Here is a 15,899-nt window from a genome sequence, read left to right as displayed (position 1 = left end):
GCGCAATCAGGAGGCGTCATGTTCTATCGACCCGAAGCCGGCCACGGCCTGCCGCATAACCCGTTCAACGCCATTGTCGCGCCGCGCCCCATCGGCTGGATCTCGACCCGGGGGGGCGACGGCGACAACCTGGCGCCCTACAGCTTCTTCAATGCCGTGGCTTACGTTCCGCCGCAGGTCATGTTCGCCTCGACTTCGGCAAAGCCGGACCGGCCGGGGATGAAGGACACGCTGGCCCATATCGCCGAGACCGGGGTTTTCTGCGTCAATATCGCCTCGGCCGCGCTGAAGGACCAGATGAACGCGTCGAGCGCACCACTGCCCGCCGGCGTCAATGAGTTCGAGGCAGCAGGGATCGAGCCCGCCGAGTGCACCACGATCAACTGCCCGCGCGTCGCCGCTGCGCCGGCGTCGCTGGAATGCCGCTCGACCCGGATCCAACGCCTGCCGGGCGAGGCGAACTGGCTGGTCATCGGCACCGTGACCGGCGTGCATCTGCGCGACGACTGCATCCGCGATGGCCGCTTCGATCTGTCGAAGGATGGCTGGCTGACGCGTCTGGGCTACAGGGATTATGCCGCCGTGCACGATCTTTTTGAAATGGAGCGCCCGGAATGACCCAGAAGACCGTCAGGGATTACATCCGCAGCATCTATGACTTCCCGCATGAGGGGATCATCTTCCGCGATGTAACCACGCTTTTCGCCGATGCGCGCGGCTTTCGCATGGCGGTGGACCAGATTCTGCACGCCTATGCCGGCCAGAAGATCGACAAGGTCGTGGGGCTTGAGGCGCGGGGCTTCATCCTTGGCGGCGCGGTGGCGCATCAGCTTTCGACCGGCTTCGTGCCGATCCGCAAGAAGGGCAAGCTGCCCGGCACGGTGATCTCGGAAGCCTATGCGCTGGAATATGGCGAGGCGGTGATGGAGATCCATGACGATGCGCTCAGTAAGGGCGAGCGTGTGCTGATCGTCGATGACCTGCTGGCCACCGGCGGCACCGCCGAGGCCGGGATCAAGCTGTGCCGCCGGCTGGGTGCCGATGTGATCGGCTGCGCCTTCGTCATCGACCTGCCGGAACTCGGCGGTCGGCGGAAGCTGGAAGCGATGCAGATGCCGGTCCATGCGCTGTGCGAGTTCGAGGGTGCGTGAACCCGCCCTTGCGACGGACGACCGCGCGAACCTGATCGGCAGCCTCTGGATGGTGGCCGCCATGGCCGTCTTCGCGGTCGAGGATGCGCTGATCAAATCCGCCGCGAAGACCCTGCCCACGGCGCAGATCTTGCTGATCTTCGGGCTTGGCGGTGCGGTGCTTTTCGCCGCTTTCGCCAAGGCCAGCGGGCAGCGGCTGGTCTCGGCCGATGTGATGTCGCGGCCGATGCGGGTCAGGATGGGGTTCGAGATCGTCGGGCGGCTGTTCTATACGCTGGCGATCACGCTGACGCCCCTCTCGGCGACGACGGTGATCCTGCAGGCGACGCCGCTGGTGGTGGTGGCAAGTGCGGCACTGATCTTCGGCGAAAGGGTCGGGCCAAGGCGGTGGCTGGCGATCCTGATCGGGCTGCTCGGGGTGCTGATCATCCTGCAGCCGGGCACCGAGAGCTTTTCGGCCATGTCGCTGCTGGCGGTGACCGGGATGCTGGGCTTTGCCGGGCGCGATCTGGCCAGCCGCGCCGCGCCGCGCGGTCTGGGCACGGCGATCCTTGGTTTCTATGGCTTTCTGGGCATCGTCATCGCCGGGGTGATCTATGGGATCTGGGACGGGACGGCATTCGTCTGGCCCAATGCGGCTGCGCTTCTGTTCATGGGCGGCGCCGTGCTGGCCGGGGTCGGGGCCTATGCCTGCCTGATGAAGGCCATGCGCACGGGCGAGGTATCCGCCGTGACCCCGTTCCGTTACTCGCGGCTGCTCTTTGGCATCGCCTTCGGGGTGATCTTCTTCGGCGAAAGCCTTGGACCGGCGATGCTGGTCGGCTCGGCGCTGATCGTCTGTTCGGGGCTGTTTATCCTCTGGCGCGGCAGACAAATGCGTCCGCGCCGATAAGCGCGCGCTATCGTGACTTGCGGGTGCTGGAACAGGGTCTTGGCGCCGAGGCCTTCACCAGCCCCGAGGATCAGGCGAAGCGCCCGGCCTGCGCGACTGGCTGCTGGAGCAGTCGCAATAGCGACGGCGCGTCACGGCACGTCGATCTTCCCGCGCAGGGGCACATCGGCATGAGAGGCGGCGTCGTGACGTTCGATCAGGCGATGCACGGGCGGGCTGCCTTCGTCACGATGCAGGCGGCGCAGCGCCTCATATACTTCGGTATCGGTGACGGTGCGGCGGCTGTTATGGCGGATGTAATCGTCCCATGTGGCGATGTGATAGCTTTCCGACCAGCAGTCGGGCTTTTCCAGATCGCGCAGCAGCACCCACGAGCGCGCGCCGTCGCGGCGGCGGATGTCGCGGCGCTTGACCATAAGGTCAAGGAACTCGCGCGTGTCGGCGGGGGCGATGTGGTAATCGACCATGACCATGATCGGGCCCGAGCGTCCGCGCAGGTCGAGGCCCAGTTCCGGCTCTCGGAAACGGTTGGCGGGCGAAAGGTCGGACTGGCTGAACTCGGGCATCGGCAGGACGAAGCCAAGCGCTGCGGCGGCCAGAAGGGCGACGCCCGCGCCGATCAGTGCCTGATCGACACCCGAAGCCTCGGCCACCGCGCCCCAGAGCCACGCACCCGCCGCCATGCCGCCGAAGGTGACGGTCTGGTAAAGCGCCAGCGCCCGGGCCACGACCCAACGCGGCGTCGAAAGCTGCACGGTGACGTTGAACAGCGACAGCGTCACCACCCAGGCAAGGCCCGCCGGGAACATGGCGGCACCGTGGATCCAGAGATTGTCGGTCGTGCCCACGAGCATCATCGCCGCCGCGAACAGCACCATGCTGAGCCGCACCACCCATTCATTGCTGAAGGTCGCGCGCAGGCGCGTATTGGTCAGCGCGCCGATGATCGCGCCGGCCCCGAAACAGCCCAGAAGCGTGCCGAACAGCAGCGAGCCGCCCTCGGGATGGGATTTCGCCACCAGCGGCAGCAGCGCCATCAGCGCCGCCGCCGACAGGCCGAACGCGCCCGCCCGGCTGAGCACCTGCACCAGATTCGGAGACAGTGCGACATAGCGCAGCCCGGCCCCCACCGCCGACAGGAACGGCTCTCGTGCGATGGTGCGGGGCGGATAGTCCGGCTTCCAGCGCGCCATGGCGATCATCAGCGGGATATAGCTGAAGGCGTTGACGATGAAGCCCATGGCCGCGCCCCAGGCAGCGACGATCAAGCCGCCCGCCGCCGGACCGACCGAGCGCATCAGGTTGAACCCGACCGAGTTCAGCGTGACCGCCTGCGGCAGGTCCTCGCGCGGGACCAGATCGCCCATGCTGGCCTGCCAGGGCGGATTGTAAAGCGCCTGACCAAGACCGATCAGGAAGGTGAAGGCCAGAAGCACCCAGGGCGTGATCGCCCCGGTCCAGGCGACGAAGGCCAGAAGCGCCGACATCAATGCCATGAAGCTGATCGCTGCCATCATGATCTGGCGGCGGTCGAAGATATCGGCAAGCGCGCCCGACACCAAGGCGAACAGCATGATCGGTAGCGTGTTGGAGGCCTGGACAAGCGCGATCAGCGTCGCGTTCGAGGTCAGCTGCGTCATCAGCCATGCGGCGCTGACCGCCTGCACAAGCCCGCCGAAATTCGACACCAGCGTCGCCGTCCAGAGGGTACGGAAGGCGGAATGCCGGAAGGGCGCGAAGGTCGAGGCTCTGGCTGACATCCGCGCTACTCTGCCCGCAATGGCGACCCCCCGCAAGCGGGATGAGGGGGGGCCGGGCATTCTGTGCCGAACGGTTCAGGTGCCGCGGTTGATCAGCCGCAGAAGCACCAGCAGGATGACTGCGCCGACGGTCGCATAGAGAATCGAGCCGATGAAGCTGCTGCCCTCGCCCGATCCCATGCCGAGCGCCGGGAAGACGAACGAGGCGATCAGCGCGCCGACGATGCCGACCACGGCATTGACCAGAAAGCCCTGGCCCTGGCCCTGCACGATCTTGCTGCCCAGCCAGCCGGCGATGGCGCCGACGATAATGGCGATGATGATGCCCATGATCTGCCTGTTCCTTTCGGTTGTTGCCTGACCGTTCAGTTCGAACGCGGCCCGGCGCAAGAGGTTCCGGGCACCGGTTTCCGGGCTTCTGCAGCGATCTGAACGCGCTGCAGGCCCCGCCTGCGGCAATCGCACCCGTTTTTTGGCCCCCGGAATCGTTCCGGCCCGAGTTGACCCTTATTCCTGCGAGGGCTAAACGGACATTAGCCCAACCCAAACGCGACCCTCACCCGGTCGTGGCACAAGGGAGCCTGACAACGTGGACTACCTGCTGTCCGAATATCTGCCGATCCTGGTGTTCATCGCCATGGCATCGGCCCTCGCGCTGATCCTGATGGCTGCGGCCGCAGTTCTGGCGGTGCGCAATCCCGACCCGGAAAAAGTCTCGGCTTATGAATGCGGCTTCGAGGCTTTCGACGATGCCCGCGCGAAATTCGACGTGCGATTCTATCTGGTCTCGATCCTGTTCATCATCTTCGACCTGGAAGTCGCCTTCCTGTTCCCATGGGCTGCGAATTTCTATCAGCTTTCGGGTGCGGCCTTCTGGGGGATGATGCTGTTCCTCGGCGTGCTGACCGTGGGCTTTGCCTATGAATGGAAGAAGGGGGCGCTGGAATGGGCGTGATGGTTGGACCCAATGTCGCCGGCCCTGACCGCGACGCTCAGGTGCGCGAACTGTCGAGCGAATTGCAGGACAAGGGTTTCCTGCTGACCACGACCGAGGACATCATCAACTGGGCCCGCAACGGCTCGATGCACTGGATGACCTTCGGTCTGGCCTGCTGCGCCATCGAGATGATGCAAAGCTCGATGCCGCGCTATGACCTCGAACGCTTCGGCACCGCGCCGCGCGCCAGCCCGCGCCAGTCCGACCTGATGATCGTCGCCGGCACCCTGACCAACAAGATGGCCCCGGCGCTGCGCAAGGTCTATGACCAGATGCCGGAACCGCGCTATGTGATCTCGATGGGAAGCTGCGCCAATGGCGGCGGCTATTACCATTATTCCTATTCCGTCGTGCGCGGCTGCGACCGGATCGTGCCCGTGGACATCTATGTCCCCGGCTGCCCGCCCACCGCCGAGGCGCTGCTTTACGGCATCCTGCAATTGCAGCGGCGGATTCGCCGCACCGGCACGCTGGTGAGGTAAGTCATGGCTCTCTATCCCGATCTCAACGCCCTGACCGACCTGTCCGAACTGGTGCAGGTCCGCTTCCCCGACGAGGTGATCTCGGCCGATCTGGCTTACGAGGAACTGACCGTGACCGTCGGCATATCGGGCCTGCTGCGGGTGCTGGAATTCCTGCAATCCGACGCGAATTGCCGCTTCTCGACGCTGACCGACATCACCGCCGTTGACCACCCGGAGCGTCCGGCGCGTTTCGACGTAGTCTATCAGATGCTGTCGATGTATCGCAATCAGCGCATCCGCCTGAAAGTCGCGGTCCGCGAGGATGAGCTGGTGCCTTCCGCGACCGGGCTTTTCCCCGGTGCCAACTGGTATGAGCGCGAAGTCTTCGACATGTTCGGCATCATGTTCTCGGGCCATCCCGACCTGCGCCGGATCCTGACCGATTACGGCTTCCACGGCTTCCCGCTGCGCAAGGATTTCCCGACCACCGGCTATGTCGAGGTCCGCTATGACGATGAGCTGAAGCGCGTCGTCTATGAACCCGTCAGGCTGACGCAGGAATACCGGCAGTTCGATTTCCTGTCGCCCTGGGAGGGCGCGAAATATGTGCTGCCCGGCGACGAGAAGGCGAAGGAGGCCGGCCAATGAGCGCGCGTCACCTGACCCCGGCCCTGCCGCCATTCGCCCCGAAAGAGGAGTGCTGAGCCATGGACGGCGATATTCGCGTCAACAGCTATGACGACGGTTCCGTGGATGCCCGCACCGACGAACAGGCGATCCGCAATTTCAACATCAACTTCGGCCCCCAGCACCCGGCGGCACATGGCGTGCTGCGCATGGTGGTCGAGCTTGACGGCGAGGTGATCGAACGCTGCGATCCGCATATCGGCCTGCTGCATCGCGGCACCGAAAAGCTGATGGAATCGCGGACCTATCTGCAGAACCTGCCCTATTTCGACCGGCTCGACTATTCCTCGCCGCAGAATCAGGAACATGCCTGGTGCCTGGCGATCGAGAAGCTGGCCGGGGTCGAGATTCCGCCGCGTGCGAAGATCATCCGGGTGCTGTTCAACGAGATCGGCCGGATCCTGAACCACATGCTGGGCGTGACCACGGGCATGCTCGACATCGGCGCGCTGACCCCGCCGGTCTGGGGCTTCAAGGCCCGCGAGGAGTTGATGGTCTTCTGCGAGCGGGCCTCGGGCGCGCGGCTGCACATGGCCTATTACCGGCCCGGCGGCGTGCATCAGGACCTGCCGCCCGAGCTGATCGACGATATCGAGGCCTGGTGCGAGACCTTCCCCAAGCTTCTGGACGACCTGCATACGCTGCTGACCGAGAACCGCATCGTCAAGCAGCGCCTGGTCGATATCGGCGTCGTGACCGAACAGGACGCGCTGAACTGGGGTTATTCCGGTGTCATGCTGCGCGGCTCGGGCCTGGCCTGGGACCTGCGCAAGTCGCAGCCCTATGACGGCTATGAGGAATACGATTTCCAGATTCCCGTCGGCAAGAACGGCGATTGCTATGACCGCTATCTGGTCCGCATGGCCGAGATGCGCGAATCCTGCAAGCTGATGCAGCAGGCCTGCGCCAAGCTGCGGGCGACGCCCGGCGATGTGCTGGCGCGCGGCAAGCTGACGCCCCCGCGCCGCGCGGCGATGAAGTCGGACATGGAAAGCCTGATCCATCACTTCAAGCTTTACACCGAAGGCTTCAAGCTGCCTGCCGGAGAAGTCTATGCCGCGGTCGAGGCGCCCAAGGGCGAATTCGGCGTCTATCTGGTCTCGGACGGCACCAACAAACCCTACCGCGCCAAGATGCGCGCGCCGGGCTTTGCGCATCTGCAGTCGATGGACTGGATGGCGACCGGGCATATGCTGTCCGATATCCCGGCCTTCATCGCCACGCTCGATATCGTCTTCGGCGAGGTCGACCGGTGAGGGCGCTTGGGATCGTGGCCGCGCTTGGCCTGTCGCTGGCCGTTCTGGCCGCCTGCCAGCGCGACCCCGAGCTTGGGCTGTCGGCGGAACGTGCCGGGCCGCAGGTCCTGAACCCGCAGGCGCCGCCGCCGGCGCAGTAGATATTCACCGGCCCCATGTCAGGCCGGAACCAGAAACGAAAGGCGCGCGCGGCAAATGCGGGCGCGGATCGCAACAGTAAGGAACGGATAGAAGACCATGCTTCGCCGCCTCAGCCCTGTCCAGCCGGACTCGTTCGAGTTCACGCCAGCGAACCTTGAATGGGCGCGGGCGCAGATGACCAAATATCCCGAAGGCCGTCAGCAATCGGCGGTGATCCCGGTTCTCTGGCGGGCGCAGGAACAGGAAGGCTGGCTGACCCGTCCGGCCATCGAATATTGCGCCGATCTTCTGGGCATGGCCTATATCCGGGTGCTGGAGGTCGCGACCTTCTATTTCATGTTCCAGCTGCAACCCGTTGGCAGCGTGGCCCATATCCAGATCTGCGGCACCACCACCTGCATGATCTGCGGCGCCGGCGAACTGATCGCCGTCTGCAAGGAAAAGATCGCCCCGCAGGCGCATATGCTGTCGGAAGACGGCAAGTTCTCCTGGGAAGAGGTCGAGTGCCTGGCGGCCTGCTCGAACGCGCCGATGGCGCAGATCGGCAAGGATTACTATGAGGACCTGACCGCCGAGAAGCTGGCCCAGCTGATCGATGCCATGGCCGCCGGCAAGGTGCCGGTGCCCGGCCCGCAGGATGGCCGGTTCTCCTCTGAACCCAAGTCGGGCGCGAATGCGCTGACCGGGCTGGTCCCGGCGGTTGAGAAATACAATGCCTCGGTCGCGCTCGCCGTCGATCTGAAGGACACGATCAAGCGCATCGACGGCACCGAAGCGCCGATCCTGACACCCTGGCTGGGTGGCAAGGCCGCCAAGGCGAAAGCCGAAGCAAAGGCCGAGGCATCGGCTGCAAGGGACGACCGGGCCGCCGGTCAGCCCGCGATCTCGGGTCGCCAGCCGGTGAAGCTGGAAGCGCCGAAGGGCGGGCAGGCCGACGATCTGAAGGAAATTTCGGGCGTGGGTCCGGTGCTGGAGAAGCTGTTGCACAGCCTCGGCATCTATCATTTCGATCAGATCGCCGATTGGGACGACGAGGAAATCGCCTGGGTCGACGAGAATCTCGAAGGCTTCAAGGGCCGCGTCAGCCGCGACGAATGGGTCCGGCAGGCACAGGTATTTGTCAAGGAACGCAAGGGCTCGAACGACTAGACTGACCGGGACCGGAACGGGGCGGAACGATGCTGAAAAACGAATGCACGCGCAATTGCTGGCTGGCCGCTGCGGTCTTCGGCCTGCTGGTGTGGATTTTCAACGGAAGCTTCATCGGCGGTCTCGTCATGGGGCTGATCGCGTTTTTCCTGCTCGGGAACCTGCTGGTCTGGCTGGTCTGTTCGGGTCGCGGCGGTGCTGCCGAGGATGCCGAGGTTCTGGGCAAGACCCCGAGCGCCGAGCCGGCGGGCGACACTGTGCTTGACCGGGCCGAGCAGGCCGTGGTCGAGGCCAGCCAGGCCTTTTCGGCGGGCACCGTGGCCGCCGTCGCCAAGGGCCGCGAGGCGCTGCAGGAGATGCGCGACAAATCCCGCGACGATGATGACGACGATGGCGATGACGACCGCCATGAAGATCACGAAGATCATGACGGCGACGACGATGACAGCATCCTCGAACGCGCCGAGGAAAAGCTGGAACAGGCCGGCGAAGCGGTCAAGGGCGCGGTGGGCGCGCTTGCCGCGCGCGGTCGTGAGGCGATCGATTCGCTGACATCCCGCGATGAGGCCGAGGAAACCCCGGTGACGCTGGCCGCCAGTGCCCCGCCGGTTAAGGAGCCGAAGGCCGAGGCACCAAAGCCAGCCGCGAAGCCGAAGGCCGATAAGGCCAAGCCCGCCAAAGCCAAGGCTGAGAAGCCGAAAGCGGCCAAGCCGAAGAAGGCCAAGGTGGCGGCGGACGATCTCAAGGAAATCAAGGGCGTCGGCCCGGCGCTTGAGGCGCTTCTGCACGAGAACGGCGTGACCGGCTTCGCCCAGATCGCCGCCTGGACCGAGGCCGACATGGACCGCTATGCCGGGCTGATCGGCCGCATGGGCAGCCGCATCCGCTCGGATGACTGGGTGGCGCAGGCGAAAGTGCTGGCGGCGGGCGGCTCGACCGAGTTCTCGCGCCGCGTCGACAAGGGCGAGGTCTATTGATGGTCGAGCGCGCGGCTCAGGATGCGGCACAGATGCGCCTGGTGGCGCTCGTCCTGGCGGGGACTGCGCTCGCCTGGCTGGCTGCGAACTGGGCCGGGCAGCATTACGGCTGGCCCTCGAAATATGCGTTCCTCGCGGATCTGGCCGCGATGGGTGGTTTTGTCTGGTCGCTGCTGGTGGCCTGGCGTATCTGGCAGCGCGGCAAGGCGCGGTCGGGCAAGGAAGGATAAGAACGGATGCTGTTGCAGGACAAGGACAGGATTTTCCAGAACCTTTACGGGATGGGTGACCGTTCGCTGAAAGGCGCGATGTCGCGTGGCTGCTGGGACGGCACCGCCGAGATCATCTCGCGCGGCCGCGACAAGATCATCGAGCAGATGAAGGCCTCGGGCCTGCGCGGGCGTGGTGGCGCGGGCTTCCCGACCGGGTTGAAATGGTCCTTCATGCCGAAGGAAACCGATGGCCGCCCGGCCTATCTGGTCATCAATGGCGACGAATCCGAGCCCGCGACCTGCAAGGACCGCGAGATCATGCGCCACGATCCGCATACGCTGATCGAAGGCGCGCTGATCGCCAGCTTCGCCATGGGTGCGCACGCCGCCTATATCTACCTGCGCGGAGAGTTCATCCGCGAGCGCGAGGCCCTGCAGACGGCGATCAACGAATGCTACGATGCCGGGCTTCTGGGCAAGAACGCCGCCAAGTCGGGCTGGGATTTCGATTTCTACCTGAACCACGGCGCTGGCGCCTATATCTGTGGCGAGGAAACCGCGCTGCTGGAAAGCCTCGAAGGCAAGAAGGGCATGCCCCGGATGAAGCCGCCTTTCCCGGCGGGCTCGGGGCTGTATGGCTGCCCGACCACGGTGAACAACGTCGAATCCATCGCCGTCGCCCCGACCATCCTGCGTCGCGGCCCGGAATGGTTCGCAAGCTTCGGCCGGCCCAACAATGCCGGCACCAAGCTGTTCGGCCTGACCGGCCATGTGAACACGCCCTGCGTCGTCGAGGAAACGATGTCGATCCCGATGCGCGAGTTGATCGAGAAGCATGGCGGCGGCATTCGCGGCGGCTGGAAGAACCTGAAGGCGATCATCCCCGGCGGCGCGTCCTGCCCGGTGCTGACCGCCGAGATGTGCGAAAACGCGATCATGGATTACGACGGTATGCGAGAGCTGAAATCCAGCTTCGGTACCGCCTGCATGATCGTCATGGACCAGTCCACCGACGTGATCGCGGCGATCTGGCGGCTGTCGAAATTCTTCAAGCATGAAAGCTGCGGTCAGTGCACGCCCTGCCGCGAAGGCACTGGCTGGATGATGCGGGTGATGGAACGGCTGGTCACCGGCGAGGCCGAGGTCGAGGAAATCGACATGCTCTTCGCCGTCACCAAGCAGGTGGAAGGCCATACGATCTGCGCCCTTGGCGATGCGGCGGCCTGGCCGATCCAGGGCCTGATCCGCAATTTCCGCGAGGAGATCGAGGACCGCCTGAAAGCCAAGAAAACCGGGCGCATGGGCGCCATGGCGGCGGAGTAAGACAGGCGATGATCGGCATTCCGGCATATGCGAACATGGTGCGGCGGGGGCGGTCTGCCTTCGCTGTGCTGTGTCTTGCCGGGCTGGCGGCCTGCGCCGCAGCGGATGGCGGCGAACCGGTCGAGACACTTATCCTGCCCGCGCCGCAGCAGGTCTCTGTCGGTGGCAAGACCTATCTGGTCGAGATGCTGGCGGTTCCGTCCGTGTTCATGCCGACGACGAATCCGGCGAAGGACGAGCAGCCCCGCGAGGTGGTCGATTACGATCTGGCGGTCAGCCGGGCGCAGGGACAATTCTCGGAAACCGCCGACGATCTGAACGATGCGCTGGCGGCGGCTGGAAGCCATTGCCGGGGACTGGGCCATACCTTCACCGACAAACGCTCGATTTCGCCGGCGCGCTTCTCCTCCGCCGCCGAGACCGGCAGCAATGCCGCGTGGAGCTTCTATAACTGGTGCCGCCCGGCGGCCGAGGGGGCCGGGGCATGAGCGTTCGGGCCGCATATCTTCTTTCGACCGGGCAGGGCATCACGGCACCCTCACCCCACCGTGTCGGGCCGGGCGCGGCGGGTCGTGCTATGGCTGCATCCATAAGCAAATGGAGGCACGAGCCATGAAGAAACTGATCGCAACCGCCCTGACCGCTGCCGTTCTGGCCCAGCCCGCCTTGGCGCTGGAGCCGCTGGCGCAGGAAAAATACGTCAATGACCGGCTGATCGCCGCGCGCGTGGCTGACCGTGTGCGCCGCGAATGCCCGTCCATCGACGCGCGTATCGTCTATGCCTGGACCCAGGCGCGCGCGCTGAAACGCTATGCGCAGGACAAGGGCTATTCCTCGGCCCAGATCGACGCATTCCTGGACAGCAAGCAGGACAAGGCCCGGATCTATGCCGCGGCCGAAGACTATCTGACCCGTAACGGGGCGGCGAAGGGGGATGCCGAATCCTACTGCCGCATCGGACGGAACGAAATCGCAAGCAAGTCGGTCGCCGGTTCGCTACTGGTGGCTAAGTAAGGACGTTGACATGGCAGATCTGCGCAAAATCAAGATCGACGGCAAGGAAATCGAGGTCGATCCGAACCTGACCCTGATCCAGGCCTGCGAACAGGCCGGGGTCGAGATTCCGCGCTTCTGCTATCACGAGCGGCTGTCCATCGCCGGCAATTGCCGCATGTGCCTGGTCGAGGTGGTGGGCGGCCCGCCCAAGCCCGCCGCCTCCTGCGCCATGCAGGTCAAGGACCTGCGACCGGGGCCGGAAGGGCAGCCCTCGGAAGTGCTGACCAACTCGCCCATGGTCAAGAAGGCCCGCGAGGGGGTGATGGAGTTCCTGCTCATCAACCACCCGCTCGATTGCCCGATCTGCGATCAGGGCGGCGAATGCGACCTGCAGGATCAGGCCATGGCCTACGGCGTCGATTTCAGCCGCTACCGAGAGCCGAAGCGCGCCGCCGAGGAACTCAATCTCGGCCCGCTGGTCGAGACCCATATGACGCGCTGCATTTCCTGCACCCGCTGCGTCCGTTTCACCACCGAGGTCGCCGGCATCACCCAGATGGGCCAGACCGGTCGGGGCGAGGATAGCGAGATCACCTCCTATCTGAACGAGACACTGAATTCGAACATGCAGGGCAATATCATCGACCTCTGCCCGGTCGGGGCGCTGGTGTCGAAGCCCTATGCCTTCACCGCCCGGCCGTGGGAGCTGACCAAGACCGAGACCGTGGACGTGATGGACGCGCTCGGCAGCAATATCCGCGTCGATACCAAGGGCCGCGAAGTGATGCGGATCATGCCGCGCAACAATGACGCGGTGAACGAGGAATGGATCAGCGACAAGACCCGTTTCGTCTGGGACGGGCTGCGTCGTCAGCGGCTGGACAAGCCCTATATCCGCGAAAACGGCAAGCTGCGCCCGGCCAACTGGGCCGAGGCGTTGTCTGCGGCCGCCTCTGCCATGAAGGGCGCGAAGAAGCTGGCCGGGCTGGTCGGCGATCTGGCCCCGGTCGAGGCCGCGTTCAGCCTGAAGCAACTGGTGGAAGGGCTGGGCGGCAATGTCGAATGCCGCACCGATGGGGCGAAGCTGCCGGCGGGCAACCGTTCGGGCTATGTCGGGACGGCGACGATTGCCGATATCGACAGCGCCAAGATGATCCTGCTGATCGGCACCGATCCCCGGACCGAGGCGCCGGTGCTGAACGCGCGCATCCGCGCCGCCTGGGCGCGTGGCGCCAAGGTCGCGCGGATCGGGCCGGCAACCGACCTGACCTATGGCTACAGCCATATCGGCAGCGACCGCGCCGCGCTGGAACGGCTGGCGGCGATGGATCACAGCGAAAAGCACGGCATCCCCGGTGTCATCATCGTCGGACAGGGCGCCTTGATGGGCGAGGATGGCGCTGCGGTGCTGGGCACGATCATGACCATGGCCGAGGCCGCACAGGCAAAGCTGATGATCCTGCAGACCGCCGCCGCCCGCGTCGGCGCGATGGATGTGGGCGCCGTGACCGAAGGCGGTCTGGATGCCGCGCTGGATGGGGCGGATGTGGTCTTCAACCTCGGTGCGGATGAGATCGACGTGGCCCCGGGTGCCTTCGTGATCTATCAGGGCAGCCATGGCGACCGGGGCGCGCATCGCGCCGACATCATCCTGCCGGGCGCCTGCTATACCGAAGAAAACGCGCTTTTCGTCAATACCGAAGGCCGGCCGCAACTGGCCATGCGCGCCAATTTCGCCCCCGGCGATGCGCGCGAAAACTGGGCGGTGCTGCGGGCGCTTTCGGCGGAACTGGGCCAGCAATTGCCGTGGGACAGCCTTGCCGGCCTGCGGCGCGCGCTGATCGAGGCGGTGCCGCTCCTCGGCGCGGTCGATCAGGTGGCCGTGAACGACTGGCAGGCGCTGCCGGCTGCGGCGATGGGCTCGGGCGATTTCCGCTATGCGGTGAAGGATTTCTACCTGACCAATTCGATCACCCGCGCCTCGCCGCTGATGGCCGAGCTTTCGGCCATGGCGGCGGCACGCGGTGCCGATGGCAAGCTGGCGGCGGAATAGGGGTAAGAGGTGGCATGCGTCACGCACAGATCATCGGGATGGGCACCATGACGGCGCTGACCGCCATGCTCAGCGCATGTGCGACGCCCGATGCCGGGCTGGCGCAACCGCCGCGGGCGAAACCCGCGACCCTTCCGGTGCAGCTTGAAGGGCCGACCGAGGATACCTCGATCCTGGCCGGCGTCTCGACCCGAAGCGGCGAGTTGCTGATTCTGGAAAATGACGGTTCGGTCACCCGGACACCGGTCGATTCGGCCAAGGGCCGGCAGACATTGCGGCAAACCGACGAGGCGATGTTCAGCCTGACCGATGTGCTGGTCGAGGATACCAGCATTCCGCTTTCGGCGCTGCCGAAGCCGCCCCGCGCGCAGGATGTCGCGATCGAGGCATTCGCCGCCCGCACCGCCTCGGCGCTGCCGAAACGTATTGCGCCGGCCCCTTCCGAGGCTTTCCTGGGCGGGCGTGTGGCGCGGGTGGTGCAGTCCGGCAGCAAGGCACCGGGCGATATGGTTTCTGTTCAGGCGCAACTGCGTCAAGGGGTGGACGAGAGCACTGCCTTTGCCTATGCCACCTGCACATTGGCTGCATGGTCGAAGACAACGAAAACGCCCTATGCGCGCCATATCCGCACGGTCTACGCCGAGGATGATGGCATCGTGACGGCGGAATCGATTTTTACCATGTCGAAGACCAAGCCCCTGGGCTTGCGGGTCATGGAACGAGAAAAGACTCTGCGCGATTGCAGGGCACATGGCATACCCGACCGCATCGAAGCGGCCGGGCCTGTGAAAGGGACGAAAGAGAATGGCTGAGTTCTGGGCATCCGGTTGGGGTCACGCCATCATCCTGCTGGCGCAGGGGCTGGCGGTCATCGCCTTCGTGATGATCTCGCTGATCTTCATGGTCTACGGCGACCGCAAGATCTGGGCCGCCGTTCAGATGCGACGCGGCCCGAACGTCGTCGGTCCCTGGGGCCTGCTACAGACCTTCGCCGATGCGCTGAAATACGTGCTGAAGGAAATCGTCGTCCCCGCCGGGGCCGACAAGTTCGTCTTCTTCCTGGCCCCGTTCCTGTCGATGGTGCTGGCCCTGATCGGCTTTGTCGCGATCCCCTTCGGGCCGGGCTGGGTGATGGCCAATATCAATGTCGGCATCCTGTTCATCTTCGCCATGTCCTCGCTTGAGGTTTACGGCGTGATCATGGGCGGCTGGGCCTCGAACTCGAAATATCCGTTCCTCGCCTCGCTGCGCTCGGCTTCGCAGATGATTTCCTATGAAGTGTCGATGGGGCTGATCATCATCGGCATCATCATCTCGGCCGGCTCGATGAACCTCTCGGTGATCGTGGAATCGCAATCCGGGGCCGGCTTCCTGTCCTGGTACTGGCTGCCGCATCTGCCGATGCTGGCGCTGTTCTTTATCAGCGCCCTGGCGGAAACCAACCGCCCACCCTTCGACCTTGCCGAAGCGGAATCGGAACTGGTCGCCGGCCACATGGTCGAATACGGCTCCACGCCCTATCTGCTGTTCATGGCCGGCGAGTATATCGCCATGTATCTGATGTGCGCGCTGATCTCGATCTTCTTCTTCGGTGGCTGGCTGTCGCCGATTCCGGGCCTGCCTGACGGCGTGCTGTGGATGGTGCTGAAGATGTGGTTCTGGTTCTGGATGTTCTCAATGGTGAAGGCCATCGTGCCGCGCTATCGCTATGACCAGCTGATGCGGATCGGCTGGAAGGTGTTCCTGCCGCTCTCGCTCGGTTGGGTCGTGTTCGTGGCGATCATGGCGCGTTATGAAGTTCTTGGCGGGTTCTGGGCCCGCGCAGCAGTCGGAGGCTGATC

The 15,899-nt window shown here is 64.9% G+C and carries 19 protein-coding genes; 17 read left to right on the top strand and 2 right to left on the bottom strand.

What is annotated here, in order from left to right:
* The first annotated feature begins 18 nt into the window (after nt 1-18).
* From Q0330_RS17515 to Q0330_RS17505, 3 genes are read left to right on the top strand one after another with little or no spacing between them, the layout of a single operon-like run.
* Nucleotides 19-618, top strand: coding sequence for a flavin reductase family protein (locus tag Q0330_RS17515; protein ID WP_299482571.1), 600 nt, complete (start codon nt 19-21; stop codon nt 616-618).
* Entirely contained in the window at nt 615-1,151 is a 537-nt protein-coding gene (locus tag Q0330_RS17510) for an adenine phosphoribosyltransferase (RefSeq protein ID WP_299482568.1), read from the top strand. The genes Q0330_RS17515 and Q0330_RS17510 overlap by 4 nt, the downstream gene beginning before the upstream one ends.
* On the top strand, nt 1,144-2,043 hold the full coding sequence (locus tag Q0330_RS17505) for a DMT family transporter (RefSeq protein ID WP_299482565.1): 900 nt from the start codon (nt 1,144-1,146) through the stop codon (nt 2,041-2,043). Before Q0330_RS17510 ends, Q0330_RS17505 begins: the two co-directional genes overlap by 8 nt.
* A gap of 131 nt (nt 2,044-2,174) precedes the next feature.
* Here Q0330_RS17505 and Q0330_RS17500 read toward each other — a convergent pair whose 3' ends face one another.
* Complete coding sequence (locus tag Q0330_RS17500) at nt 2,175-3,803, bottom strand: MFS transporter (protein ID WP_299482562.1); 1,629 nt, start codon at nt 3,801-3,803, stop codon at nt 2,175-2,177.
* A gap of 75 nt (nt 3,804-3,878) precedes the next feature.
* A complete protein-coding gene (locus tag Q0330_RS17495; RefSeq protein WP_299482559.1) occupies nt 3,879-4,133 on the bottom strand; it encodes a GlsB/YeaQ/YmgE family stress response membrane protein in 255 nt (84 codons plus the stop codon).
* 259 nt (nt 4,134-4,392) lie between these two features.
* Between Q0330_RS17495 and ndhC the strand changes: the two genes are divergently transcribed.
* The 14 genes from ndhC (at nt 4,393) to nuoH (ending at nt 15,897) form a co-directional block, all read left to right on the top strand.
* Nucleotides 4,393-4,758: an NADH-quinone oxidoreductase subunit A gene (gene ndhC, locus Q0330_RS17490; protein ID WP_299482556.1), complete on the top strand. Its 366-nt coding sequence runs from the start codon at nt 4,393-4,395 to the stop codon at nt 4,756-4,758.
* Nucleotides 4,749-5,282 (top strand): NADH-quinone oxidoreductase subunit B, encoded by a 534-nt coding sequence (locus tag Q0330_RS17485; RefSeq protein ID WP_299482553.1) that lies wholly within the window; start codon nt 4,749-4,751, stop codon nt 5,280-5,282. Before ndhC ends, Q0330_RS17485 begins: the two co-directional genes overlap by 10 nt.
* Nucleotides 5,283-5,285: 3 nt before the next feature.
* Nucleotides 5,286-5,912, top strand: coding sequence for an NADH-quinone oxidoreductase subunit C (locus tag Q0330_RS17480; protein ID WP_299482550.1), 627 nt, complete (start codon nt 5,286-5,288; stop codon nt 5,910-5,912).
* 59 nt (nt 5,913-5,971) lie between these two features.
* On the top strand, nt 5,972-7,207 hold the full coding sequence (locus Q0330_RS17475) for an NADH-quinone oxidoreductase subunit D (protein ID WP_299482547.1): 1,236 nt from the start codon (nt 5,972-5,974) through the stop codon (nt 7,205-7,207).
* Nucleotides 7,204-7,347 carry a hypothetical protein gene (locus Q0330_RS17470; RefSeq protein WP_299482544.1) on the top strand — a complete coding sequence of 48 codons (144 nt, stop codon included), beginning with the start codon at nt 7,204-7,206 and terminating at the stop codon, nt 7,345-7,347. The genes Q0330_RS17475 and Q0330_RS17470 overlap by 4 nt, the downstream gene beginning before the upstream one ends.
* Before the next feature lie 97 nt (nt 7,348-7,444).
* Entirely contained in the window at nt 7,445-8,497 is a 1,053-nt protein-coding gene (gene nuoE / locus Q0330_RS17465; RefSeq protein ID WP_299482541.1) for an NADH-quinone oxidoreductase subunit NuoE, read from the top strand.
* A gap of 29 nt (nt 8,498-8,526) precedes the next feature.
* On the top strand, nt 8,527-9,474 hold the full coding sequence (locus tag Q0330_RS17460) for a hypothetical protein (RefSeq protein WP_299482538.1): 948 nt from the start codon (nt 8,527-8,529) through the stop codon (nt 9,472-9,474).
* On the top strand, nt 9,474-9,704 hold the full coding sequence (locus tag Q0330_RS17455) for a DUF5337 domain-containing protein (RefSeq protein WP_299482535.1): 231 nt from the start codon (nt 9,474-9,476) through the stop codon (nt 9,702-9,704). Before Q0330_RS17460 ends, Q0330_RS17455 begins: the two co-directional genes overlap by 1 nt.
* Nucleotides 9,705-9,713: 9 nt before the next feature.
* Nucleotides 9,714-11,009: an NADH-quinone oxidoreductase subunit NuoF gene (nuoF, locus tag Q0330_RS17450; protein WP_299482770.1), complete on the top strand. Its 1,296-nt coding sequence runs from the start codon at nt 9,714-9,716 to the stop codon at nt 11,007-11,009.
* Between the two features lie 8 nt (nt 11,010-11,017).
* Nucleotides 11,018-11,497, top strand: coding sequence for a hypothetical protein (locus Q0330_RS17445; RefSeq protein WP_299482532.1), 480 nt, complete (start codon nt 11,018-11,020; stop codon nt 11,495-11,497).
* Nucleotides 11,498-11,621: 124 nt separating this feature from the next.
* Nucleotides 11,622-12,023 (top strand): DUF5333 domain-containing protein, encoded by a 402-nt coding sequence (locus Q0330_RS17440; protein WP_299482529.1) that lies wholly within the window; start codon nt 11,622-11,624, stop codon nt 12,021-12,023.
* Nucleotides 12,024-12,033: 10 nt separating this feature from the next.
* Entirely contained in the window at nt 12,034-14,058 is a 2,025-nt protein-coding gene (nuoG, locus tag Q0330_RS17435; protein ID WP_299482526.1) for an NADH-quinone oxidoreductase subunit NuoG, read from the top strand.
* 14 nt (nt 14,059-14,072) lie between these two features.
* On the top strand, nt 14,073-14,870 hold the full coding sequence (locus tag Q0330_RS17430; RefSeq protein ID WP_299482523.1) for a hypothetical protein: 798 nt from the start codon (nt 14,073-14,075) through the stop codon (nt 14,868-14,870).
* The gene (gene nuoH, locus Q0330_RS17425) at nt 14,863-15,897 is read left to right on the top strand and encodes an NADH-quinone oxidoreductase subunit NuoH (protein WP_299482520.1); all 1,035 of its coding nucleotides are present in this window, start codon (nt 14,863-14,865) and stop codon (nt 15,895-15,897) included. The genes Q0330_RS17430 and nuoH overlap by 8 nt, the downstream gene beginning before the upstream one ends.
* The last annotated feature ends 2 nt before the right edge of the window (nt 15,898-15,899 follow it).

The sequence above is a fragment of the uncultured Paracoccus sp. genome, assembly GCF_937873615.1.
GTDB lineage: Bacteria > Pseudomonadota > Alphaproteobacteria > Rhodobacterales > Rhodobacteraceae > Paracoccus.
The sequence above is the reverse complement of the archived record's forward strand: the minus strand, read 5'-3'. Positions and strand labels throughout refer to the sequence as shown.